Source organism: Arthrobacter yangruifuii (assembly GCF_009192775.1).
Classification (GTDB): Bacteria; Actinomycetota; Actinomycetes; order Actinomycetales; family Micrococcaceae; genus Arthrobacter_B; species Arthrobacter_B yangruifuii.
In genome coordinates this window covers 24,748-48,955 of record NZ_VTFX01000006.1, presented here as the reverse complement: position 1 = coordinate 48,955, position 24,208 = coordinate 24,748, and the positions used below count along the sequence as shown (strand labels likewise).

Below are 24,208 nucleotides of genomic sequence, written 5' to 3'. Positions count from 1 at the left end.
CGGCGTGGTGAGCCTGGGCTCGGATGGATCCGACGACTGCCTTTGACAGCACCTCGAAGGCACTCCCGACGGCCACGCCGCGGACACGAGTGCCTCGTAGCCCAGACGTACTTGGCGCGTCGGCGGCCGGAGGCCACGGGGAGTCAGGGCAGCGTCACTCGCCTGCATCACGGCTGCGCCGCCTGCGTTCGGTAAGCACCATGCTGACAAGCGCCGCAGGAAAGACGCCCCGCTGCTTCAATCGATTCCGTTACGGCCCGACCTTCAACGAAGGCTTTCGAACACCATGGTCGCCTGGATACGGTCCCCACCGCCAAGACCCTTGCTGCCACTACTGGCTGTAGTGATGGTGTGAAGCCGGTAGCCTTTCGCGGCTTGATCATTGATGGCTTTCTCCACGGCGGTCAGATTCCCCGAGCCGGTCCCGAACAGTTTCTCTTTCAGGATCACCTGTAAAACGACGTAGTGCGGCATTTGTGCTATACCCTTCCAATGGATGGCTAATTGAGGGCAACCATACTCGATGCTGCAAGTGATCATTCTGCTGGAGTTGGACTATTTCATCCGTCTCCAAGTTCGGCGGCTAAACTGCAGTTCCGCTTAGGCCAGCCACAGGGACCATGCGGTCACAAATGTCTTCCGGCTCAGAAACATCAGTTCTGACCGCCCCCATCGCTCGAGAGGATAACGATGTCCCGGTACACCGTTGCGAACATCGTCAAGGTCACCCTTGCTATCGCCTTTTTAATTTTTATGCCCTTCATCGTGCCAATTCTCGGCATGGTCAAAAAGAACTGGAAAGTAATCGCAGAGGGAGTCCTTTACTCCGTCCTCTTCGTAGCCGCTTTGTCAATCGACACGGAGAGCTCGCTTAGCACTTTGTCCGCCTTTGTTGGTCTCGGTTCCATCGTTGTATCAGCCGTACGGTTCTACATGCTTCGAGATCTTTGGCTCAGTCGAAAGGCTAAGGGCACGGGACGGAACGTCACTTCTCAGCCCAATACAGCGTGGCCGTCTGCAACGCACCCGTCTGCGGTGGCGGAGCCGATGGCCCCCTCCACGGAACACTTGTCGCAGTCATTGGCATGGGTCACCACGCAGGCCAAACAGAGCAAGAACCGTCTTCCTGCGGACGGGTATGTCAGCATTTTGGAAACCTGCCACACACTGGACGCGGTCATCGATGCGGAAGCGCGCCAGCCGCTGGGTGACCCCCAATTTGAGTACGAGCTGACAGCCACAGTGCGGGAGTACCTGCCGGCCGTCGTCCGGGGCTACCTGGCCATCCCGCCGAGCATGGTGGACACTCGGCAGGCGAACGGGCGGACCGCCAACGAGGAACTGGTCGAGCAGCTGCAGCTACTCTCCCGGCAGGCTGAAACGTTACACGCCAGTCGCCACCGCCAGACATCCAGGGACCTGACCAGCACCGGAGACTTCCTACGGGAGCGGTTCGGCCAGCAGCAGGGCGGGTTCGATTTCGGCATCAAGTAGTTTACGGTGCCGGACCCAAGCTCCCCACCCAGGTCACCTCGCGGTGCGCACCAGATAATCCAAAGCCCGGCAGGCCCGCCATCCAGTCCATATGGCAAAGATGCCTGCTCCTACGGCGGCAACAGCGGCAAGGACTGCCAGCAGCGACTGCTGCCCCGCCAGTCCGGCGCCCAGGTCGATCCCAACGGTGAACGCGGCAAATAGTGTGCAGCCGACAGATACAAGCCACAGCACCAGCGTGGCGGCGAACATTCCGGCGACCGGGTGCGGGCGCTTCATTAGTTTCCCCCTGAAGATGACAACCGGCTCAGCCTATCCCACCGTCCAAGTGGAGCCGTCGTGCCATGCCGGTTATTCGGGGTCACCTTGGCGTGACGGCAAAACACCGGCTGCTAAATCCGTCCTACTGGGAGTTCAGATACAGTTCGTAGTCGGCCGCCGCTGCCATGATGTCGTCATAGGTGACGAAATCGTATCCCTCCAGAAGATAGGGGCGGTGTGATTCCATCCCGTTGCTACAAACGACGTCGTCATGCCAGTCGTAGTTGAACGTTTCACTGTACCGACAAGTCCATCCGGGGGCTTCAGGGACGTCATTCATCAGCCTGCGGATCTCATCTTGGTCCGGTTCCCAGTACGAATCGGGTACGTCATCGCTGGGGGTATTGTCGTCAAGCTCTTGATATCCAGAGCCAAAAAGCGGGACACACCCGCTTACCAATAGAGTGGCGATTAGCAAAGATGCTGTAGCCGTGAACCGTTTCATGGACACAACATAACAAAGGAAACACAAATCACGGCTTCATTGCGAAGAATTCCCAGTTGTTTATATAAACCGATGTTTTATGCATAAGGCCGTGTCTTGTTTCCTCAAACCTGATTGATGTGCGCCGACCAGACTGAAAACTGACCAAAACCAACCCTGAGTGTGGACGTGGATGGATTCCTTGAGGAGGACGACGACGCCCACCCCGCCGAGGTGCTACGGGTCAGCATGCCCGTGGGCACCGCCCGGGCCTTCGCCAAGCGCACCCGCGAAGTAGTGGGCACCGGGCGTCCGATCTGCGTGATCTGCGGTCAGCCGATCGACCCCGACGGGCACACCTGCACCTTCCCCGAGGCCTGATGCCGGCACCCGACCTGGTCACCGCCGTGGTCTACAAACCGATCGCCGGCGAGAAGCCGCTCTGGGATTTCCCCGACGGCTGCCTGGCCCACCGGGAGGTTGCCGCTTATCTGGTGTCCGAAAGGCTGGGCTGGAACATCGTGCCGCGCACCTGGCTGCGGGACGGACGGTTCGGTGAAGGCATGGTCCAGCTCTGGCAGGAAACCGACCCGGAGCAGAACGCGGTAGATCTGGTGCCGGAGGAGGACGTGCCGGACACCGGGTGGAAAGAGGTCCTGCAGGGCCAGGACGAAAACGGGTGGATCGTCTCCCTCATTCACGAGGACACCGCGGCGCTGCGGCGGATGGCAGTGTCGACGTGCTGGTGAACAACGCCGACCGCAAGGGCGACCACGTGCTGGCCATGGCCGGCGGGCACCGCTACGGGGTGGACCACGGCCTGACCTTCCACCGGGAACACAAGCTGCGGACGGTGCTGTGGGGCTGGATCGGTGATGCGTTGAGTGCCGAGGAAGTTGCGATCGGTGGCATGCCTGCGGTGCCCTAACCTCTGTTCTAAGGAATATGGACAGAGGGATTCGCGGACTACGTCGCCGATCAAGACGACACCAGAAATCCCCGTACGGCCCGGTCGGCCGCACTATAGCGATCATCCCACCAAGAAGTGGGTCATCAGCAAAAGCGCCATAAAACATCACACAGAATCGCTGCCCCGCTGGTTTCGAATAAGCGCATAATGCGCCACCTGGATTTTCAGCATCAGTTTGTCTCACCAATTGCTACATGAATGGAATTCGACGTGGACATGAGCTGTTCGCAAAGCTCGGGCGGCGAAGAGAGCCACGACCGCTGGCCTGCTATCGCCGCAGCGGGTTGAAGGGGGCCAGATCGATCGGAGTGCAGCCCTCGGCTATGAGTCCGGCGAGCAGGCGACCGCTCACTGGTCCCAGTACGATCCCCCACATACCGTGGCCGCCGTTAGCAAAGATCCGAGGAGAACGGAGTGCACCCAGCACTGGCAATCCGTCGGCGGTCACGGGCCGTGGGCCGACCCAGAAATCGCGCCATGTAGACCAGTCGATGCCACGCACCATCGGCTTGGCCGCGGCGGCCACAGAGTCCAATCGGGCAGTGTTCAGCGGGTCGTCGAATCCCGCAAACTCCATGGTCCCAGCGACCCGAACGGCCCCGGCATAGGGCGTCAAGACAACCCGCTCAGCCGGCAGGTAGAGCGGTCCATCCAGCGGTAGCTCGCAGTCCACGGTGAACGAGTAACCGCGCCCCGGCTGCAGCGGCGTCCGTAGACCCCACGCCCGGCCAAGCCTCGGTATGGAGGCACCCGTGGCGAGCACTACAGCGTCCGCCACTTCAGTGCCTCCGTCGGCGGAGACGACACTCACCCCAAGGCCGCTGCCCGTGTCTGCGACACCGTGAATCGGCCAATTCTCCAGGATCCTACCGCCACGCTGCTTGACCGAAGCAGCCAGGTTGACTACATATGCCCCTGGATCAATGAAACCCTGCCCCATCACCCGTAAGGAGTCCGTGACTTCCGCTGAGAACTGAGGTATGGAGAAGCCGTTAACGTACTCCACAGGTTGCCCCATGCCGCGGAGTTCCTCCAGATGGTTCCGGTAGTGGTCGGCAGCGGCCGGGGAGCGGAAACCGACAGAGTACGGCGCCTCGATAACGGCTGGGGCCGCGCCTGCGGCATGCAACTCGCCGAACGCGTCCAGGGCTCGGGCGACCAAGGGCTGCAGACACTCCACGGTACGGCGCCATCGCCCGGCCGTCATATTGCGGGAGAATCTGGCGAGGAAGCGCCACAAGGCAGGGTCGAAGCGCGGCGGAATGGACACCGGCGCATCCTTGCGGAACAAGGCCTCAACGCCGTGCTTCCAGCCGCCGGGCTCGGCCAGCGGAGTAACTAGCCCGGGAACGACCCAGCCAGCATTACCCCAGCTGGCTCCGCCTCCTACAGGCCCGCGGTCTACGACGGTGACCTCGATTCCGTGTTCCTGTAGGTACCACGCCGTGGAGAGACCGACTATGCCTCCGCCGATCACGATCACGCTGTTGGGGGGAGATACTGATCCAGACATGGTTCTCCTAAAGATGACGGCTGAGGCGCTTCTCAGCGAGCACTGAAAGCCACGTGGCAGGTACGGAGATAGCCAGATAGAGCAAACCCGCAGCGACGAAAGCGGGGAGGTACTTAAACGTGGAGGAGCCGGTCGAATAGGCCTGGCTCATCAACTCCGGCACGGCCACGGTGTAGGCGAGCGATGTGGCCTGGAATAGCAGAACGGCGAAGCCCATGAGTGACGGCAGGGCAATGCGCAGCCCCTGCGGAATCTCAATGAACCGCAGCCGGTCGCGCATGCTCATACCCAAGGCGTCGGAACCTTCAATCTCGGCAGCGGGCACCGCTTGAATGCCACCGCGAATGAGTTCAGCGGTGTATGCAGCCGTCGTCCAGACCAGTGCCAGGCAGGCAGAAGCCAGTGAAGAGAGCGTGATTTCAACATTCGGCAGCCCGTAGTACATCAACTGAAGCAAGACCAAGGCCGGGGCGCCGCGGCCCACCTCCACGAAGAAGACGGACACATAACGGAAGGCCCTGTTCTGGGCGATGACACCAAAGGAGAACAACAGGCCGAGGGGCAGCCCGAACAGGAGGCTGAGGAACGTGAGCGTCAGACTGACCTGCAAACCGCCGAACAGTGTGGGCAGGATTGAGGCGACGTCTGGGAACAGGCCCTTCATCGGGCGACCGCCTTCCGCAGTTTGGTGTCAAGGTGCCGGGAGAGCATGCCCAGCGGCATGCTGAGGAGGATGTAGACACCGGCGGCGATGAAGAAGACGAAAATTCCCTCCCCGGATTGCCGTGCGTACTGGTTGGAGAAGAAGACTATCTCCGCAACGCCAATGGTGGAGGCGATCGAGGAGTCCTTGAGCAACCCGATTCCGTAGGCTGTATACGCGGGGATGGCGGTACGCCATGCTTGGGGACCGATAATTCGGGCCCACAAGGCACCCCTGCGGAAGCCGAGCGCAGAACTCGCCTCCCACTGACCCTGGTGCACTGAGCCAATGGCCCCACGAAAAATCTCCGCCAGGTATGCAGCAGACACCAAACCGAGCCCGATGACGGCAGCCTGCAGCGCGGACATCCGCAAGGCGCCCAGAGAGACTCCGTAGTAGAGAATGAACAGCCACACCACGGGCGGGATACCGCGCAGCAGATCCACAATTCCTCGGGTGAACAGCCAGACGGCACGGTTCCCGCTGCGCAGCCCGGCAACCAGCGGCAGCGCGAGCACCGTGCCGAGGCCGAGAGAGAGCACAGTAACGAGGATCGTCAACGGTAGGCCCAGTGCAACGGCGTGCAACATCTGCATGCCGATCATCGCTCCAGCACAGCGCGCAGGAAGCGACGGGTCCGCTCATGCTGCGGATCGCTCATTATCTGGTGCGGGTCACCGGATTCGATAATCCCCCCATCAGCCATAACCACCAGCTCATCCGAGACGTTGGCTGCGAAGCCCATCTCATGTGTGACCACCACCATGGTCATGCCCTCGGATGCAAGCTCCTTCATGACCTCCAGAACTTCAACGCCGACCTCAGGGTCCAGCGCGGACGTGGGCTCGTCGAAGAGCATCACACGCGGACCGAGAGCTAGAGCCCGGGCGATCGCGATGCGCTGCTGCTGTCCGCCCGAGCAGCGCGCCGGGTAATGGTCCGCCTTGTCGGCCAGGCCCATGCGGGTCAGCAGCTCCATGGACTTGGTGTTGGCCTCGTCCTTGTTGCGGCCGAGCACGCGTTCCTGGGGAAGACTGATGTTGCGCAGCACGGTCATGTGCGGAAAGAGATTGAAATGTTGGAACACCATGCCGGCACTGCGGCGCAGCGCGGCAAGGTTCTTTGGCGAGATTTTTTCCCCGGCGTTGATGGCATGGCCGTCGATTTCGATCTCCCCGCTGTCAGGCTTCTCAAGGAGGTTCATACAGCGCAGCACGGTGCTCTTGCCGGCTCCGCTGGGGCCGATCATCGCTGTGACGGATCCTTCCGGTACCGCCAGCGATACGTCGCGGAGAACGACAGTATCCCCGTAGGACTTAGCCAAGTGACGCACCTGGATGACATTCTCGGTAGTGGTGGATGCTGGTTGTACCATGGTGTGCAATCCTTCGGGAGCGGGCCGCCTCAGCAGCCGGGATTCAGGCCGTTCGCGGGAATGGATAGGCGGGCGGCGACAACGGCTCGGGCGACGGCCAGATCCTCCCACGGCATCCCCGTGGTCTTGAAAACTGCTGGACGTCCGGTCTGGCGCCCCCATCCGCCCGACACGACTTCTGCCAGCGTGTGGAGCTCCTCCGGGCCGGAGATGGCGCCGGATTTCAGGGCCTGCACCACCTCGCCGGCCTCTCGCAAAGCCGAGTCTCGAGATTCAACGATTACTGCCGCGCGCGCCATCAGTGTGTCGTCCAGTTCGCGGCTCGTTTGGGAGTGAGATCCGATGGCAATGACGACCCCAGAGTCCGGCACCAGCGCCCCGTCGAAAAGTGGCTGCCGGGCAGCTGTGCAACACACCACAAGATCCGCACCTACCACGGCAGAAGCGTCCCCCACGGAAGTCGGCAAACCCAGCTTGCTACGGGCCTGTGCCGCCAGTCTGGCCGCGGCGGTGGGATTGCGCCCCACCACCGTTACCCTGCCGAGGGTGAAAACGTTGTGGAACGTCAGGATGTGCTGCCACGCCTGGACGCCGGTGCCGAACAGCACCAAGTGCAGACCACCATCCGCTGCCGGGGCGTCTGCATGGTCCTGGCCCCGAGCACCCAACAACAGACGGGCGCCGAGCGCTGACACCGCGGATGTCCGCAGATTAGTCAATTCGATCCCGTCGAGCACCGCTAGCGGCGCCTTGACCGGTCCGCCAAAGAGGGCGTACAGGCCCTGGATGACCGGTGCGCCGAGATTGGCGTTGCCCGGGGTGATCGTCAACAGCTTCGTGCCGACCGCGCCGTTCCAAGCCGAAGGCATCTGCAAAAATTGCCCGGTTGTTGTATCTACCCGAGTACGGGGAGCATCCTGCTCGGGATCGAATCCGGCTCGCAGGGTCTCTTCGAGCGCCTCGAGCGCGCCGGCGGGAGACAGGACTGCGCGGATTTCCTCGCCGTCAATGAACACAGTTCGGGTACGCTCCCCCTTGGCGTCCACCTCATTCATAGCGGTATCCCTTCCGCCCGGCATTACTTGATGAGCCGGGGCTCGCCGGTCTCCGCGGCTGTCTCCGGCAGGCCGTTGGCAGTGAGGATCTCAACGATCTTGTCATCGGCTTTCATGGACTCGATACTGGCGTCCAGAGCCTGGGTCAGGCTGGTGTTGCCCTTGGTATGCGGGAAGCCGATCTGCGCCGGCTCAGTGGAGGCAACCACCCGTTCGTCAGGCTCCACCACAAGGACCTTGTAGTCGGGGCTGTCCTTATACATTTGGGCTGCAGAGCCGAACCCGTCGAGACCGACCTGGATGCGACCTGCCTTGAGGTCCGCCTGCATTTCCACGGCGCTCGGATAAACGGTCAGCTTATCGCCGAGGACCGCCTTCATATCGGCCACCCATAGGTACCCATCCACAGTGCCGACTTTAAGCTGCTCCATGGCGCGGATCGAGGTGACGCCGTCGGTGGAGACCACACCCATGTCATCCGTGTAGACGGGAGCGGAAAGGTCCACAATCTCCGCACGCTGCGCAGTGCGGTAGTAACAGCCGATGGCGACGTCTGCGCGTTTGCTCTGTACGGCGGGGATGGTGCCTGCATAGGACGTAGGTTCCATCCGGATCTCAAGACAGTTGTCTTCCGCGAACTGCTTGATAATGTCGGCGTCCGCTCCAGTCGCCTCCCCATCGGATATCGACGAGAACGGAGGAAACTCGGGGGCAGCTACGGTTAGGACGCCTTCCTGAAGAGTCTTGACCTCACTCTGCGGGACACAGTCATCGGCCACGGAGGTGGCGTTCGTCTGTCCGCTGCACGAACTCAACGCCAGAGCGGCGAAAGTAGCGGAAGCACCTATAGCGAGAACTGAACGGTATGTCATGGATCATCCTTCGGTAGGAACTCGGGGGAGCAAGTGATCTGTAACCGGTTGTCGATTACTCTTAGGGTGGAATCGGTTCCTGTCAAGAGTCGATGGGATTCTGTCAAGGGCACCCATGGTTCCTTGAGGCGATTCAAAAGTAGTTGTTGACAGGTCATGTAGCGTTCCCGCGGACATCATCCGGGCACACGGGGCAGGAGCGGAACACGGACGATCATGCAATGGCTCTGAACGCTGGCCTATTGTGAAATGTAATCTCGCTGAGAAGGAGCATGCCCATGCAGGAGAGCAATGTGAGGGAAATAGTCGGCGTCCACGCCTTGCGGCTCCGGAGGGGGACGCTAAAGGATGAGGCACTCGGCGTCGTGCGCTCTGCCCTGTTGTCGGGGGAAATGAAGCCCGGGCAAATCTATTCGGCCAACTCCCTCGCCACTCAACTCGGCGTCTCGAATAGCCCGGTACGCGAGGCGATGATGGAACTCGCGGTGAAGGGTCTCCTGGAAGTGGTAAGAAATCGCGGTTTCCGGGTGGTGGAGATGAGCGACGCGGACCGGCAGGAGGTCTACGATCTGCGCATGATGATCGAAGTCCCCGCCGTCATGAAGGTTGCGGGCAAGGGGCTGACGCACGAGCAGCAGGAAACTGTCCGGCATCTAGCCCAGGCGACAGTCGAAGCTGCCCAGCCTGACCGCCTGCCGGAATACCTCGATGCTGATCAGGCATTCCATATGGGAATAGTTGGGCTCCTCCGCAATCGCCGGCTCAATGACATCGTCGAAAACCTCCGAGATAAGAGCCGGGTTCGTGGCTCCTACCGTCTGGCAGAACGTGGAGTTCTGCGGCAGAGCGCCGAAGAACACCTGCCGATCGTGGAGGCGCTCGTGGCCGGTGACACCGAGCACCTCCACGCCCTGATGGTCCAGCATCTGGATTATGCCAGGCCGTAGCCTCGCTCTCGGTGCACCTCAGTGCCGAAACCACCCCACGCTGCCGACCGCCGGGTGACGGCGGAATGGGTCCGGCGCGTAGGGAGGAAGGCCCCACCTGCAGCATCTCTCAAGCCGAAGCCAACCCATGCCGATTCGATGGCTAACGCGGGACCGGTGCCGTACTCCACTTCTAAAGAGTTCGTCGCAAGCCCCATACTCGCTGCCGCACCCAGCCCCGGCCGACCATGCGGGAAGAGCCAATCTGCGCCGCCAATGACCACGAAGCGCAGTGTCACACCGCTGCCTGGAACCACGACGCAGCGACCCGAGGCCGGCGCATCACTTGCCACAGGTCTACCGTCCACCAAATGCGGCACCGCACTCAGCAGAGAGACAGACTCGACGCCGCGCCCGTCACTCAGGGGTATGACAACTTGATGCCCTATGGGTCCAGCGACCCGCTCCTGACGAATAACCGATGCCCTGCCTCGCGTGGCCTCCCATCTGCTGGGTGGTCGGCATGCGAATTTCATCCCATGGCCCGCGGTGCCGCCTAACTTTTCTGCCTGCTCCTGCCCCTCAGACAGTGTTTGCGGAGGTGAAATCCCCGGCATGACCGTCCATTTAGGAGTGCTTAGAGCTTTTGCTCATGAAATTTAACTTGACCTAGATCACATTGCGCTTAGGCTGCTTGTATATAACCCATTACCGATGATCATTCACGCATGTTGTCATCACATAGGAGGTCCGCCTTGGCGAACCAGGTGGTTTCCCTCGCCCTTCCCGACGGCACTGCCCAGCCGAAAGACGCCGATGTCGTCATCGTCGGTGGTGGCATCATGGGTGTCAGCGCCGCCTTTCACCTGGCTGAGGCCGGTGTGCGCAACATCGTGGTGATCGAGCGTTCCGGCCTCGGCACTGGTTCTTCCGCTAAACCGCTGGGCGGTGTCCGTGCCACTTTTTCGGACCCCGCGAACGTTGCGCTGGGCAAACGCAGTCTGGACGCCTACGGCCGCTTCGGCCAACGCTTCGGCGTGGACATCGGACTGCGACGGGTCGGTTATCTTTTTCTCTGCCGCAGCGTTGCTGAGGTTGCTGACTGCGAAGCCAGCGTGATCGTTCAGAACCACTTCGGCAGCAACAGTCGGATGATCTCCCCCGCTGAGGCAGCAGCTATCAATCCGTTCCTGAACCCCGCCGTACTGCAGGCGGCCTCGTACTCACCGGATGACGGCTTCGCTGAGCCAGCCAAGGCCGTAGAGGCCTACGCACATGCTGCAAAGGCAGCGGGGGTCGTGTTCCTGACCTACACCGAGGTGCTCTCGGTGGAGACCGCCGCCGGAGCCATCCAGTCCGTGACCACCAACCGTGGCACCATCCATACCGATGCGGTGGTCTGCGCAGCCGGCGCATGGTCACGGCACGTGGGCCAGATGGTCGGCGTCGAACTGCCCGTCACCCCAGTGCGCCGCCAGATCGGTATGACGCGGCAGCAGCCCATGCCGTACCCGGACGTCCCGTTCACCTTGGATCTCTCGACCACCATGTACTTCCACAACTACCGCAATGGCATGCTCCTAGGTGTCTCCAACCAGCAATCCCCCGGTTTCGAGCGGGACTTCACCTACGGATGGGTCGCTGAGTTCTCCGCAGCCGCCCGGATCTGCGCCCCGTCCCTCGCTGAACCGGACCTCGAGTTCGGCTGGGCGGGGCTGTATGAGAACACGCCGGACCACAACGCACTCATCGGTGCGTCCGAGGAAGTCTCCGGGTTCTTCTACGCCACGGGGTTTTCCGGCCACGGTTTCCTCCAGGGGCCCGCCGTCGGGGAACTGGTTCGCGATCTATATCTGGGCCGGGATGGGTTCATCGACCTTTCCACGTTCTCCGCCGAGCGTTTCAACAATGACGCGGCGCTGGTCCGCGAAGTCCACATCATCTGAACACCGCCAAAGTCACACGCCCCCTGAAAGGACTAATCCATGAGTTTCCAGAGCCTGTGGGAATTGCGGGCCGCGTTCGCCCGAAGCCTCTCAACCATGTACGGCACTGAGGTACCGGCCTACAACACCTTGGTAGAGGTTTCTACAAAGGTGAACCAGGAGCACCTGCGCCAGCACGGCGCGGACGCTGAGCGGTTGGGCAGCATCAGCCGCGTCACCGCTGAGCGGCACGGTGCTATCCGCGTGGGCTCCGAGCGGGAACTGTCCCAAGTGGCTCGAGTCTTTGCGGCCTTCGGCATGCACCCGGTGGGCTTTTACGACCTGCGAGACGCGGCGTCCTCCGCCGTGCCGGTCGTATCCACAGCCTTCCGCCCCATCGACGCCGACGAGCTAGCCAAAAATCCGTTTCGGGTTTTCACCTCGATGCTCGCCGTAGAAGACCCGCGATTCTTCGACGCGCAGCTGCAGCGGGAACTCGATGACTTCTTCAACCGCCGAGAGCTCTTTGGCCCCGAGCTTCTGGAACTCGCCGATCGCGCGGCCGCCGCGGGGGGGCTCCCGGACGCGGAAGCGAAGCGACTCCTGGAGCTCGCCACGAGAGCGTTCGAGCTGTCCGCCGAACCGGTGGACTACGACTGGTACCGCCGGCTCGAGGCGATCTCCGCGGTGGCCTCGGACATCGGCGGCGTCACAACTACCCACATCAACCACCTCACCCCCCGAGTATTGGACATCGATGCGCTGTACGCCGGCATGGAGGCCCTGGGCATCACTATGATCGACGAGATTCAGGGCCCGCCGCGTTGGGACGGACCCGACGTGTTGCTCCGCCAGACCTCTTTCAAGGCTCTCGGAGAAAAACGGATGTTTCGCCATTCTGACGGCTCCGTGAGGCCTGGAGAGCTGCGGGTACGTTTCGGTGAGGTCGAAGCGCGCGGCATCGCACTCACCCCGGCAGGCCGGGATGTGTACGATCGCATGGTCGCCGAAGTTGACGCCCGACTTGCCGCCGACGCGGACGTGGTACGGCAAGATGTTGCCCGAACTGTGTGGGAGGAGAATCTTCCGAACACCGAAGCGGAACTCGCCGCCCAGGGTTTGGCCTACTTCACCTTCAAACCACATCCCGAGGTCATTGCCGGGCGCCCGGCCGGACCCATCACCCTAACGGAACTGATCGTCTCCGGAGCCGCTGTCCCCGAACCGATCGTTTACGAGGACTTTCTGCCGCGCTCTGCGGCTGGAATCTTCCAGTCCAACCTCACCGACGGGGGAACGAAGAACGACGCCGAACAAGCCACCGCGTATGACATTGATCGGATGAGCCGCATCATCGGCCGTGAAGTACTAGACCCCAATAACCTCTATCAGGCCCAGCAGGACGTCTCCGTGACAGAACTCGCCAAGGACCTCGGCGTCGAGATTTCCCCTGCCTCGGCAGCGATCTCCTCCCACTAGTCCGAATCGACCGGACGAACCTCCGACTAACCGTATTCGAAACAAGGAGCACCAAATGCCGTTGACCCAGACCGAAATCACGGAACTCGCCTCCAGCGTCCGCGCCTCCCTCACCGCCTGTGGTGTCACGGAGTCCGCCTACGGGACCGACCACGACGCTTTTTCCCCGCTCACCGGCGAACGCCTCGCCGGACTGCGTACTGCCACGAATGAGGATGTGGATGCGGCAATCGCCGCAGCCGCTGAGGCGTTTAAGACCTGGCGGGACGTTCCTGCTCCGTTGCGCGGCAACGTCGTCAAGCGCTGGGGGGAGTTACTCACTGAGCACAAACAGGACCTAGCGAACATCGTGCAAGCCGAAGCCGGCAAAATCACCTCCGAGGCACTCGGCGAGGTACAGGAGATGATTGATATCTGCGACTTCGCTGTCGGACAGTCCCGCATGTTGTATGGCAAGACCATGCCCTCCGAGCGCCCCGGACATCGCTTGATGGAGACCTGGCACCCCCTGGGCGTTGTCGGCATCATCTCAGCATTCAATTTCCCGGTCGCCGTGTACTCCTGGAACACCGCGCTGGCCTTGATTGCCGGAGACACCGTGGTCTGGAAGCCTTCTGGCATCACGTTCCTCTCCGCGCTGGCTGCGGATGCCCTGCTGGCCCGCGCGGTCGCTGAATCCGGTGCCCCGAAGGACATTCACCGGCTCGTGGTCACCGACCGCGCAGGCGGACAAAGGCTCGTCAAGGACCCTCGCGTTGCTCTTGTCTCCGCCACCGGCTCGGTGCGCATGGGCCGCGAGATCGCTCCGCAGGTCGCTGAACGCTTCGGACGCGTGATCTTGGAACTGGGCGGCAACAACGCCGCCGTCATCACCCCCAGCGCCGATTTGGATCTGGCACTGCGCGGAATCGTGTTCGCCGCCGTCGGCACTGCAGGGCAGCGCTGCACCTCAATGCGACGGCTTATCGTTCATGAATCCGTCGTCGACCAGCTCACCGAGAAACTCGTCACGGCCTACGGCACGCTAAGCATCGGTACCCCGCTGAAGGAAGAGAATCTCGTCGGTCCGTTGATCAACGAGGGCAGCTACGAGGCTATGCAGCAGGCGCTGGCCGACGCTCAGGCTCAGGGCGGCACGGTGCTCACCGGCGGAAACCGTGTGCTGACGGACGAATTCCCTGAGGCCTATTACGTCGAGCCAGCAATCGTGCGGATGTCGGAACAGAGCGCCGTGGTCCACAATGAGACGTTCGCTCCCATCCTCTACGTCATGACGTACACGGATCTTGACGAAGCGATCGCGACGCACAACGCCGTCCCGCAGGGGCTGTCCTCGGCGATCTTTACCCAGGATCAGGCCGAAGCCGAGCGATTCATCTCCGCCTCCGGCTCCGATTGCGGCATCGCCAATGTCAACATCGGTACCTCCGGCGCCGAGATTGGTGGTGCGTTCGGTGGTGAGAAGGAGACCGGCGGTGGACGCGAGTCTGGCTCGGATTCCTGGAAAGCTTACATGCGTCAGGCCACTAACACCGTGAACTACTCCGGCCAGCTGCCTCTCGCCCAAGGCGTGAAGTTCATCTAGCGATCCGGGTCCGCCATCTCAACGGTCTGGAGGCCAAGAGGCTCCGTCTTCAGGTGGCAGACGGTGCGCCCCTAAGCTGGCTGGCGCGCCGTCTTACCTCTACCACCGCTGGTCTGCAGGCCACCTGAGCAACGCAACGAGTATGCCAGTGCTATCAAGGAGTAACCAGCGTGAATAATGTGTTCGACCTGATGGACGAGTGGGGACCGGAAAAGATCGTCGCCGTGAGCGATGCGAAGACGGGCATGAAAGGTGTTCTGGTCATTGACAATACCGCCCGTGGCATCGGTAAGGGAGGCACACGGATGCAGCCCACAGTGTCCGTGGATGAGATAGCCCGCCTGGCCCGCGTGATGACATGGAAGTGGGCCAGCGTGGATCTCTTCTACGGAGGCGCCAAGGCAGGCATCCAGGCAGACCCTGTCTCTCCCTACAAGGAAGAGATCCTAAGAGCTTTCGTCCGTCGCCTACGCAACGAGGTCCCGGAGGAGTATGTCTTTGGGCTCGACATGGGTCTGACGGAGAACGATGCTGCCATCATCAATGACGAGCTCGGGACCCGCGGTGCCGCCGTCGGCACGCCGTATGAGCTTGGCGGGATCCCTTACGACCAGCTTGGGATCACCGGGTACGGGGTGGCCGAAGCCGTTGACCAGGCTGTCGCGACCACCGCTTTGGCTGGACGTCGCGTTGCCCTGCAGGGATTCGGAGCCGTTGGGCATGCAGCTGCCGAGCGGCTGCATGCCTTGGGCTATCAGGTGGTATCCGTGTCTACCGCCGCCGGGGCGTTGCACGACCCGAATGGCTTGGACATCCCTACGCTGCTAGGGCTGCGTCGGGAGCTCGGCGATGCGTTCGTCAGCGCGCTACCGGAGTTGAAGATCGAATCCGGAACCGAGTTGTTCGTCGACGCGGATATCGTGGTGCCCGCTGCTTTGCAGGACGTCATCGATGTCTCCAATGCCGGAAACATAAAGGGACGGCTGCTCGTCGAGGGTGCCAACCTGCCCACAACTGTGGAGGCCCAGGCTGTGCTGCGCGCCGCAGGGGTCACCGTAATCCCGGACTTCATTGCCAACGCCGGCGGCGTTGTCTCCGCCGCGTTCGCCATGGATGCCCGGCACTCCGCTTTTCGACCGGAAACGGGACAGATCTTCGAGGCAGTCTCGACGAAGTTGCGGGCGAACACCATACAGGTGTTGGAAGAGACCCAACGTCGCGGCGGAACCAGCCACGACGCCGCTCGATCTTTGGCCCAGGAACGAGTTAAGCAAGCTATGCAGCTACGCGGCAAGCCGCTACCAGTGAACGCTTGAACCACGCATCCACGTTGGCAGAAGGAGTCAAAAAGTGACGAGCAGTGGGGAAGCCACGTCCTCCGGTGACGGTCGACCGAAAGCAAGCGGCAATCCTGCGTGGCCTGCTCGGCGGCCAGACATGGACGCCATCGTCAGCGAGCTTAGCGCAGCGCTGGAGGGCGAGGTTGATGCCAGTCCCGTACGGCTGGCTCAATACACGAGCGACGCTTCCAACTACAGGGTCCCCCCGCAAGTGGTTGCGATGCCGCGCACGGAACAGGATGCCGTCTCCGCCGTGCGTATCGCTGCGCGGTATGGGCTGCCCGTCACAGTCCGGGGAGGCGGTACCTCCTGTGCCGGAAATGCAGTCGGGCCCGGCTTGGTACTGGATGTAAGCCGGTATCTGAATCGGATCGTGTCGATCAATCCGGAGGCGCGCACCGCCATCGTGCAACCTGGTGTCGTGCTCGCTGATCTGCAGGCTGCAGCAGCGGTGTACGGGCTGCGCTTTGGACCGGATCCCTCCACCTCGACGCGCTGCACGCTCGGCGGGATGATCGGCAACAACGCCTGTGGACCTCATGGGCTTGCCTACGGCCGGACCGCAGACAATGTGCGCCGGCTACGCTGGCTGACTGGTACCGGGGAAGTCCTGGATCTCGGTGTCGGCCGCGACTCTATGGACGCTGTTCCAGGACTGGAACAATTCATGCTCGCCAACCTTGGGACCATCCGCACCGAGTTCGGCCGGTTCGGCCGGCAGATCTCCGGTTACAGCTTGGAGCATCTGCTGCCGGAAAACGGCCGCAACCTAGCCGCCGCACTCACCGGAACCGAGGGTACCTGCGGGATCATACTGGAGGCGGAGCTGGACCTAGTCCCGCGTTCCGCCGCCCCGGCCTTAGCGGTACTTGGATACCCGGACATGGCCAGCGCGGCCGACGCCGTCCCAGCTCTGCTGAGGCACCGGCCGCTCGCCCTTGAAGGTCTGGACGCGGCACTCGTAGAAGTCGTGCGTCGTTCGTCGAGCGGCGAGTCCATGCCGGCCTTGCCCGCGGGGGGAGGATGGTTGATGGTGGAGGTAGGCGGGGCCACGGACGCAGAGGCCCTCGCTGCGGCACAAGCGATGGTAGTGGACGCGGGCGCCTTGGAAGCTGTCGTGCTGCCTTCTGGTCGCGAGGCCACCAGGCTGTGGCAAATTCGCGCCGACGGCGCTGGGTTGGCCGGCCGCACCGCCACCGGCGCTCAGGCTTGGCCTGGTTGGGAGGACTCCGCCGTCCCGCCCGAGCATCTTGGCAATTACTTACGTGACCTCACGGCGCTTATGGATGCACGCCAGCTCTCAGGCTTGGCCTACGGACACTTCGGTGACGGCTGCGTACACCTGCGAATCGATTTTCCGCTGGGCCAAGACGGCGCAGCCATGCGTTCCTTCCTTGAAGCAGCAGCGGATCTCGTGGCCCGTTATGGCGGCTCGCTGTCAGGCGAACACGGAGACGGGCGAGCCCGCAGCGAGCTGTTGCCCACCATGTATTCGTCCCAAGCTATCGCAGCGTTCTCCGGTTTCAAGGCGCTGTTCGATCCGCACAATGTGCTTAACCCGGGCGTGGTGGTGGACGCGGAACCAATGGACGCCTCTTTGCGCCGGCCACACGCGGTGGAACTGCACGCGAGCGATGGATTCGCGTTCACCCACGATGCCGGCAATGTCACCGACTCGTTACACCGCTGTGTCGGCGTTGGTAAGTGCCGCGCGGACCTAAGCGAGCAGGGTGGCTTTATGTGCCCATCCTTCCAAGCGACTCGAGACGAGGAGCATTCCACCCGGGGGCGGGCGCGTGTGTTGCAGGAGATGCTCAACGGAGGGATCGTGACCTTGGGCTGGTCCTCCCCCGAGGTCCACGATGCCTTGGACCTGTGCCTGAGCTGTAAAGCGTGCGCGAACGACTGCCCCACCGGCATCGATATGGCAATGTTCAAGTCTGAGGCGTTGCACCAAACCTATAAGGGCAAGCTCCGGCCTCTGACGCATTACACCTTTGGAAGATTGCCGCAGTGGCTGCGGCTGGTCGGACCATTCGGACCGCTGATCAACGCGGTTGCCAAGGTCGGCGCGGTGCGTCGGATGATGATGCGGATCGCTGGTGCGGACCCGCGCCGCAGCCTTCCGGCGTTCCCCACCAGGCCCTTCCGGGCGCAGGCCACGTCGACTCACGAAAAACCGCGGATAGCGGTGGAGAGGCGTGTACAGAATATTCCTCAAGGGCCTGCGATGGGACTCGTGGGGGGCCATCCTGTCTTGCTGTGGGTGGATTCGTTTTCCGACGCTATGAGCCCCAATGTCGCATTTGCGGCATTGGAGGTGCTCCGTGCGGCCGGCTGCGATGTACAACTTGCCAGCCCGGGAGCTTGTTGCGGACTGACGCTAATCACCACGGGCCAACTAACCGCGGCCAAGGTCAAGCTGACTAAGACCATGGACATCCTGTACCCGCATGTCGCGGCGGGCAGGACCGTCGTAGGACTGGAACCCTCGTGCACTGCCGTTTTGCGGTCAGACTTAGTGGAGCTGCTGCCCGACGACCCACGATCAGCCGAGGTGTCCCAAGCGACAAAAACCGTGGCCGAGTTCCTCCGTTCCATTGATTGGACCCCGCCACCCACATCGGAAAGACTGTTGGTTCAGCCGCACTGCCACCACCACTCAGTCATGGGTTATCAGGAAGATCTGGCTCTGCTCTCAGACATGGGCTGCGACGTCGAGGTTTCCAGCGGCTGCTGCGGCCTCGCCGGGAATTTCGGCATGGAGCAGGGACACTACGAGATTTCGGCCAAAATTGCGCAGGAAGGCATTCTTCGTAAAGCCGCCTTGGCCCCGGACCGCACCATTTTGGCCGATGGTTTCAGCTGCCGCACCCAGGTAGCTGATCTCGCCGGGCTCGACGCGCGGCATCTGGTCCAGGTGATCGCAGACGCCCTTAAGCCGGATGCACGCCCGAAAATTAATGACCCGATCGGCAGGTCCATGTGAACGCCCGGATGCGCTGCATAACTGTGGTTTAGAACAGGAGAACGCGACGACGGGGCTAATGGACTCGTCCGGGGTATCAATCCGCAGTGATGCGCCCGTCGTTGCCCCTGCATGGTGATGAAGCCGAACGACTTGCGCAGGTCGAAGCTGTTCAGAGCCGTGCGGCGAAGGGCCGCATCAGCCCAAGCAAATGCAACCCTCAGAGCAGCTGGCGCGCGTTAGCCTTTGCCAGGTCGATGAGCTCGCGGCCGTTCCCGGCGAGCACCGTGCGCATCGCGTAGACCGCAAAGCCCGTGGCCTGCTTCGCGTCGATCTTCGGCGGCATGGACAGCTCCTGCCGCTCCACCGCAACGGAGACAAGCGCCGGTCCGTCGTACGCGAACGCCCGGCGCAGGGCGCCCTCGAGGTCCTCCGGACGCGTCACGCTCTCGCCGTGCATCCCCACCGCCTGCGCCACCTTGCCGAAGTCCGGGTTCTCCAGTCCGGTGCCGAAGTTGACGATGCCCGCCGCCTTCATCTCCACCTCCACGAAGCTGAGCGCCGCGTTGTCGAACACCACGATCTTGATCGGCAGATTGTGCTGCACCGCCGTCAGCAGCTCGCCGAGCATCATCGCCAGGCCGCCGTCGCCGGCCAGGACCACCACCTGCCGGTTGCGGTCCACCGCCTGGGCACCCAGGCCCAGCGGGGTGGCCGCCGCCATGGTGCCGTGCCAGAAGGAACCGATCAGCCGCCGTCGCGCGCCGATGTGCAGGTGCCGGGACGCCCAGATGACGGGAGTGCCGACGTCGGGCAGGAAGACCGCGTCGTCGGCGGCGAGCTCGTCGATCAGGTGGGCGAGGTGCTGCGGGTGGATGGCGCCCGGACCCTGCTTCTGCAGGCCATCGAGCTGCGCGCGGGTGCGGCGGTAGTGGTCCAGCGACTTCTCGAGGTGGGTGCGGATGGACTTCCGCTCGAGCAGGGGAAGCAGCGCGGCCGCCGTCTCGCGCACTCCGCCGACCAGGCCCTGGGTAAGCGGCACGCGGCGGCCGAGCTGTTCGCCGCGGATGTCGACCTGCAGGATCTTCGCGTGCTTCGGGTAGAACTGCTGGTACGGGAAGTCGGTGCCGAGCATCAACAGGGCGTCGCAGTCCTCCATCGCCCGGTAGCCGGATGCGAAGCCCAGGAGCCCGGTCATGCCGACGTCGAACGGATTGTCGTGTTCGATGAATTCCTTGCCGCGGAGGGCATGCACAATCGGCGCACCCAGGGCGTCGGCGAGGGCGAGGACCTCCTCGCGTGCCCCCTCGACGCCGGCGCCCGCCAGGATGGTGACCTTTTCGCAGGAGTTCAGCGTGGTGGCGGCCTCCTGCAGCTCTGCCGGGGAGGGCACGGTGACCGGGTCGGTGCGGCGGACCGTGAAGACGCGCTCGTCCGCGGCGTCTTCCAGCGCGGTGTCGCCTGCCATTATGAGCACGGCGACGCCCCGCTTTTCGATGGCCGTCCGCATGGCGATTTCCAGCAGCCGCGGCATCTGGTCGGCGCTCAGGACCATCTCGCAGAAGACCGTGCAGTCACGGAACAGTTCGGTGGGCCGGGTCTCCTGGAAGTACTGGCTGCCGATCTCGTCGCTCGGGATGTGAGAGGCGATCGCGAGCACGGGAACCCGGCTGCGGTGCGCGTCGTAGAGCCCGTTGATCAGGTGCATGTTGCCGGGCCCGCAGCTGCCCGCGCACACCGCGAGCTCACCCGTCAGCGCCGCCTCCCCGGCGGCGGCGAACGCGGCCTCCTCCTCATGCCGGGTCAGCATCCACTCGATGCCCTTCTCCCGGCGGATGGCCTCGGTCACCGCGTTCAGGGAGTCACCGGGAACTCCCCAGATCCGCTGGATCCCGTTGGCGGCGAGGTTGTGGACAACGGTCTCGGCGATCGTGGGCATGCTGCTCCTCTGTTTGATGCGTTCAGACGGCCCCGTCAGTCTAGGCGGCGGGATCGGGCTGTGCCAGAGGTGGGGGGGGAGTGCGTGCTTGGTCAATGGGTCGCGTCATTGCCTCTTCACCCCGCCGCCGTACCCGTGACCAGGCTGGGCTAGGAGCGACATTTTCATCGACCGGACAGCCTACATCGATGCATCTGAGTAATTCCGAAGAGCCAACAGTCATCCATCATGGGCAAACACGGCACGTAAATACCTTCTATACCTTCGGTGGTGGCGAGAGTATTCTCCGGATCGCATGGAAAGACGATGATGGGGAACACTCGATGACTACCACGTCGACTGAACTCGGCGTCCCGGTGCCGGTTTAGGTTTAGTGCTCCATTGATGCCGCCCTTCTGCTGTCCGCAAGCGGATCCATCGCTGTACGCTTTTGAGGGCGGAGTAAATGAAGCAGTGCGGGTTACGTCGGAGGAATCTTGTGGGTTGGCCTAGTTTCTGACACCTCTAAAGTGGTTGTTTCGGGGGAGCGGCGGGTGTTGATGACCTGGTGGAGCCCCGCGTCATCGGTAATGACCAATGAGAGAAGGCGATCGAGGCTCGCAGGTAGATGCACGGTGCGGGCAGAAAACCTCGCTGCGACGGTGGGCGATCGACTGCCCCCAGCACAACGAAGTCCCGCCAGGATCATCCTCGGCGCTGGCTGCCAGTGACTCAATGTCACGAGCTACGGTGGCCACGTCGAGGCTTAGCCGGAGGATAGATTCCCTGGGCTTCTTTGCGCTTGTGACCGGTCGACGGAAGCGCAGCGAGTTCAGCCGGACACGCGGCGTGCGGGTGGCATTAGCACGAGGAAAAGGAAGACCTCCGGGTTGGTGTGCTCTCGAAAAGTACAACCTCACCCGGAGGTCTTTTTGTCACTCTGCCGCGTCGCGTGTATATAGCATCCTTAGTTCTCACATCTAGACAGAAACTTGGACGAACAACACTTACTCGCACAAGAACTTCGGCCGTACTGAATGGACTAGTAACTAGCTCACCTACATGTGCGACCCTACCCATCATTTTTGATTAGATGGGTAAGTGGAGTGTGCCCGCCTCTTCAGAGGCGAAAGACCTGCGCAGCCGTCCCCTGGAAGAATTCCTTCTTGTCTACCAAGGGCCATGCAATAGCGTCAGTGTCAGCAACTTCCTTGGGGCTCCACTGGTAAGGGTAATCCCATGCGAACATGACCCTTTCCTTGCCCACAACGTTGCGGACGAAGTCTAGCGCAGGTGCCCATGGCATACCGCTGGAGGTGTACCAAATGTTGCGTTTGAGGTAATCGCTTGGGCGCATCTTGAGTGGTTTGATCGCGTCGTATCGTTTGGTCCTCACCGCTGTATCGTGCATAAAGTCGATGCGCCACATCCAGTACGGAAGGGCTTCACCGAGATGCCCGACGACAATCTTCAGGTTGGGGAATCGATCGAATACCCCGCTAGTGATGATGCGCAGCAGGTGCAATCCTGTCTCGGCTGAGAAGCCGAATATGGCGCCGTCCAGACCAGCCTCGACGTAAGGCTGAATCATCTGGGCCGATGGGGTGTTTGGGTGCAGATAGATGGGTGTGTCCAGACTTTCGGCCGCCTCGAATATCGGCCAGAACTTTTTATCGTCCAGATACTCACCTTGCGTGTGAGAGTTAATGATTACTCCCTTGAAGCCAAGCTTGTCGTGGCCTCGACGGATCTCCTGTGCGGCATGCTCGGGGTCCTGCGGAGCGATGGCGGTGAGACCGTAAAAACGGTCCGGGTTGGCCTCAACGGTTTGTTTTAAGATGTCGTTGGCGTCCTCTGCCATTGGCTTCGCAATGTCTGCTTTCAGGATTTGGACTCCTGGGCAGGTTAGGGACAAAATCTGGACGTCTACGCCGGCGGCGTCCATTGCTGCGATACGGTTTGGACCGGCTTCGACAATGCGCTCGGCCAACAGTGATGCTCGTTGACTATCGCCCAAATAGTAGCCCCACAGGCTTTTGAATCCCGGATCAGTGATGTTTCCTGCTGCGAGCTCGGTGCGATAGAGATCGAGTAGTTGTTGGGGCGCCCATGCTTCCTCGACCGCGATACGCTTGTAGTCACTGCTGAATGCGAGGGTCTTGGGTGCCTCGAAGGTATTCTGAACGTCAGTCATTTTTGCTCCTGGTCTTAGTTATCCTGGGCATCAGCTTCGACCGCGGCCCGGTCGAAATCATTGATCTGTGAGATGAGTTGATCCGTATAAAGGCTTTGAGGATCGACGTCAGCCTTGACCTGTTCTGAGTCCTTCATATATTGGACAAAGCGCTGCCACGTTCCATCCGGGAACGCACCCCACTGGTCTTCTCCGTCCTCCAGCACGTAACTTCCCTCCATGCGGACTTTGAGAACGCTTACGTCGTTCGCGAGAGCCTGGTCTTCGGGCAAATTGTTGGCCTTCGTGGAAGGTTCCATGTCCCAGAGGTGCCGGACACAGCCTTCCGGGTCCGTGTCGCAGTAGTGGATGCCCTTGAAAATTGCCCGGGCGACTCCGATGTACATGTCAGGGTCAGCATCAATCTTCTCCGGCAATGCCGCCAAGCCGCCGGCATTGAGGCCGTTAACAAACTCAGATTCGAGCTCCTGCACGTCAAGGTCGTTGTTCCGCATGACCTGATACTGCGAGTCGTACATCGACAGTGCGTCGACGGTTCCTTGCCGGACTGCTGCTATTGCCTGAGCACCGGCACCTATCTCGATGAACTGGAGAGTATTGGGATCGATGCCAGCTTCTGCGGCAACGCCCTTGGCGATCTGGACGCCGGCACTGGCCAAGCTGACGACGCCAATCTTCTTACCAGCCAGGCCTTGAGCCGAACTCACCGTGGATCCGCTTGGGATAGCCACGCCGAAGTGGGATCTGCGCATCATGAGGGCAAAATACTCCGCGTCGAAGCTGCCTTGAGAGCGACCGATTACGACGGGCTCGGGTGACATGACGGCGATGTCCGCGACTCCTTGCTCCAACTGCGTGGCTGTTGTTGTCCCGCCGGCAAGGTTGATGAATTCAACGTCGTACCCTTCAGCTTCGAAGTACCCCAACTGCTTAGCAGCAGCCAAGGGTGCATAGCTGGGGCTCCACGCAGCCTGGGTCACAATGAACTTAACCTTTTGGAGTTCTCCTCCGCTTCCCGGGTTTCCACCGGCAGATGTGGCCGATCCGCTGCATGCGCTCAAAGCCAACGCGCCGGCCAGGGCCAGAATTGCCGTTTTGAAGCTTTTTCGATTGGATACGTGTGTGTGACTGGTTTTTCTCACGGTG

General features: G+C 61.9%; 18 protein-coding genes and 2 pseudogenes. 9 read left to right on the top strand and 11 right to left on the bottom strand.

All coding sequences use genetic code 11. From position 1 onward, the window contains the following. Nucleotides 1-264: 264 nt before the first annotated feature. Nucleotides 265-474, bottom strand: coding sequence for a DUF4177 domain-containing protein (locus tag GD627_RS14705; RefSeq protein WP_152273157.1), 210 nt, complete (start codon nucleotides 472-474; stop codon nucleotides 265-267). A 216-nt stretch (nucleotides 475-690) separates the two neighbouring features. On the opposite strand from GD627_RS14705, the gene GD627_RS14700 reads away from it, so the two are divergent. Continuing rightward, the gene (locus GD627_RS14700) at nucleotides 691-1,494 is read left to right on the top strand and encodes a hypothetical protein (protein ID WP_152273156.1); all 804 of its coding nucleotides are present in this window, start codon (nucleotides 691-693) and stop codon (nucleotides 1,492-1,494) included. A 33-nt stretch (nucleotides 1,495-1,527) separates the two neighbouring features. Here GD627_RS14700 and GD627_RS14695 read toward each other — a convergent pair whose 3' ends face one another. Next, the gene (locus tag GD627_RS14695) at nucleotides 1,528-1,773 is read right to left on the bottom strand and encodes a hypothetical protein (protein WP_152273155.1); all 246 of its coding nucleotides are present in this window, start codon (nucleotides 1,771-1,773) and stop codon (nucleotides 1,528-1,530) included. 652 nt (nucleotides 1,774-2,425) lie between these two features. On the opposite strand from GD627_RS14695, the pseudogene GD627_RS14690 reads away from it, so the two are divergent. Together GD627_RS14690 and GD627_RS14685 are read left to right on the top strand one after the other, a co-directional pair. Further along, nucleotides 2,426-2,620: pseudogene (locus GD627_RS14690) on the top strand (DUF3090 family protein); the annotation flags it as partial. Then, nucleotides 2,620-3,137, top strand: a pseudogene (locus tag GD627_RS14685) (SCO1664 family protein); the annotation flags it as partial. The pseudogenes GD627_RS14690 and GD627_RS14685, both read left to right, overlap by 1 nt. A gap of 340 nt (nucleotides 3,138-3,477) precedes the next feature. Here GD627_RS14685 and GD627_RS14680 read toward each other — a convergent pair. Genes GD627_RS14680 through GD627_RS14655 form a run of 6 tightly spaced genes read right to left on the bottom strand, consistent with a single transcriptional unit; the run spans nucleotide 3,478 to nucleotide 8,727 of the window. Beyond that, nucleotides 3,478-4,722, bottom strand: coding sequence for an NAD(P)/FAD-dependent oxidoreductase (locus tag GD627_RS14680; RefSeq protein WP_152273153.1), 1,245 nt, complete (start codon nucleotides 4,720-4,722; stop codon nucleotides 3,478-3,480). Between the two features lie 7 nt (nucleotides 4,723-4,729). Further along, complete coding sequence (locus GD627_RS14675; RefSeq protein WP_194266073.1) at nucleotides 4,730-5,386, bottom strand: amino acid ABC transporter permease; 657 nt, start codon at nucleotides 5,384-5,386, stop codon at nucleotides 4,730-4,732. Beyond that, a complete protein-coding gene (locus GD627_RS14670) occupies nucleotides 5,383-6,021 on the bottom strand; it encodes an amino acid ABC transporter permease (protein WP_194266072.1) in 639 nt (212 codons plus the stop codon). Before GD627_RS14670 ends, GD627_RS14675 begins: the two co-directional genes overlap by 4 nt. A gap of 5 nt (nucleotides 6,022-6,026) precedes the next feature. Beyond that, a complete protein-coding gene (locus GD627_RS14665) occupies nucleotides 6,027-6,800 on the bottom strand; it encodes an amino acid ABC transporter ATP-binding protein (RefSeq protein ID WP_152273151.1) in 774 nt (257 codons plus the stop codon). A 29-nt stretch (nucleotides 6,801-6,829) separates the two neighbouring features. After that, nucleotides 6,830-7,855: an ornithine cyclodeaminase family protein gene (locus GD627_RS14660; protein ID WP_152273150.1), complete on the bottom strand. Its 1,026-nt coding sequence runs from the start codon at nucleotides 7,853-7,855 to the stop codon at nucleotides 6,830-6,832. A gap of 23 nt (nucleotides 7,856-7,878) precedes the next feature. Continuing rightward, complete coding sequence (locus GD627_RS14655) at nucleotides 7,879-8,727, bottom strand: substrate-binding periplasmic protein (RefSeq protein WP_152273149.1); 849 nt, start codon at nucleotides 8,725-8,727, stop codon at nucleotides 7,879-7,881. Nucleotides 8,728-9,005: 278 nt separating this feature from the next. Between GD627_RS14655 and GD627_RS14650 the strand changes: the two genes are divergently transcribed. The 6 genes from GD627_RS14650 to GD627_RS14625 all read left to right on the top strand — a co-directional run bounded on the left by GD627_RS14650 (nucleotide 9,006) and on the right by GD627_RS14625 (nucleotide 18,971). Then, nucleotides 9,006-9,674, top strand: a complete 669-nt coding sequence (locus tag GD627_RS14650; protein ID WP_152273148.1) for a GntR family transcriptional regulator — start codon at nucleotides 9,006-9,008, stop codon at nucleotides 9,672-9,674. 734 nt (nucleotides 9,675-10,408) lie between these two features. Then, nucleotides 10,409-11,599: an NAD(P)/FAD-dependent oxidoreductase gene (locus GD627_RS14645; protein ID WP_246165544.1), complete on the top strand. Its 1,191-nt coding sequence runs from the start codon at nucleotides 10,409-10,411 to the stop codon at nucleotides 11,597-11,599. Nucleotides 11,600-11,638: 39 nt separating this feature from the next. Next, complete coding sequence (hglS, locus tag GD627_RS14640) at nucleotides 11,639-13,057, top strand: 2-oxoadipate dioxygenase/decarboxylase (protein ID WP_152273146.1); 1,419 nt, start codon at nucleotides 11,639-11,641, stop codon at nucleotides 13,055-13,057. 55 nt (nucleotides 13,058-13,112) lie between these two features. Further along, nucleotides 13,113-14,642 (top strand): L-piperidine-6-carboxylate dehydrogenase, encoded by a 1,530-nt coding sequence (gene amaB, locus GD627_RS14635; protein WP_152273145.1) that lies wholly within the window; start codon nucleotides 13,113-13,115, stop codon nucleotides 14,640-14,642. A 170-nt stretch (nucleotides 14,643-14,812) separates the two neighbouring features. Then, nucleotides 14,813-15,958, top strand: coding sequence for a Glu/Leu/Phe/Val family dehydrogenase (locus GD627_RS14630; protein ID WP_246165543.1), 1,146 nt, complete (start codon nucleotides 14,813-14,815; stop codon nucleotides 15,956-15,958). Nucleotides 15,959-16,079: 121 nt separating this feature from the next. Continuing rightward, the gene (locus tag GD627_RS14625) at nucleotides 16,080-18,971 is read left to right on the top strand and encodes an FAD-binding and (Fe-S)-binding domain-containing protein (RefSeq protein WP_152273144.1); all 2,892 of its coding nucleotides are present in this window, start codon (nucleotides 16,080-16,082) and stop codon (nucleotides 18,969-18,971) included. A 199-nt stretch (nucleotides 18,972-19,170) separates the two neighbouring features. On the opposite strand, the gene poxB is transcribed toward GD627_RS14625, so the two are convergent. The 3 genes from poxB to GD627_RS14610 all read right to left on the bottom strand — a co-directional run bounded on the left by poxB (nucleotide 19,171) and on the right by GD627_RS14610 (nucleotide 24,204). Continuing rightward, nucleotides 19,171-20,889, bottom strand: a complete 1,719-nt coding sequence (poxB, locus tag GD627_RS14620) for a ubiquinone-dependent pyruvate dehydrogenase (protein WP_152273143.1) — start codon at nucleotides 20,887-20,889, stop codon at nucleotides 19,171-19,173. 1,099 nt (nucleotides 20,890-21,988) lie between these two features. Continuing rightward, complete coding sequence (locus GD627_RS14615) at nucleotides 21,989-23,062, bottom strand: amidohydrolase family protein (protein ID WP_152273142.1); 1,074 nt, start codon at nucleotides 23,060-23,062, stop codon at nucleotides 21,989-21,991. Between the two features lie 14 nt (nucleotides 23,063-23,076). After that, nucleotides 23,077-24,204 carry an ABC transporter substrate-binding protein gene (locus GD627_RS14610; protein ID WP_152273141.1) on the bottom strand — a complete coding sequence of 376 codons (1,128 nt, stop codon included), beginning with the start codon at nucleotides 24,202-24,204 and terminating at the stop codon, nucleotides 23,077-23,079. Between the last annotated feature and the right edge of the window lie 4 nt (nucleotides 24,205-24,208).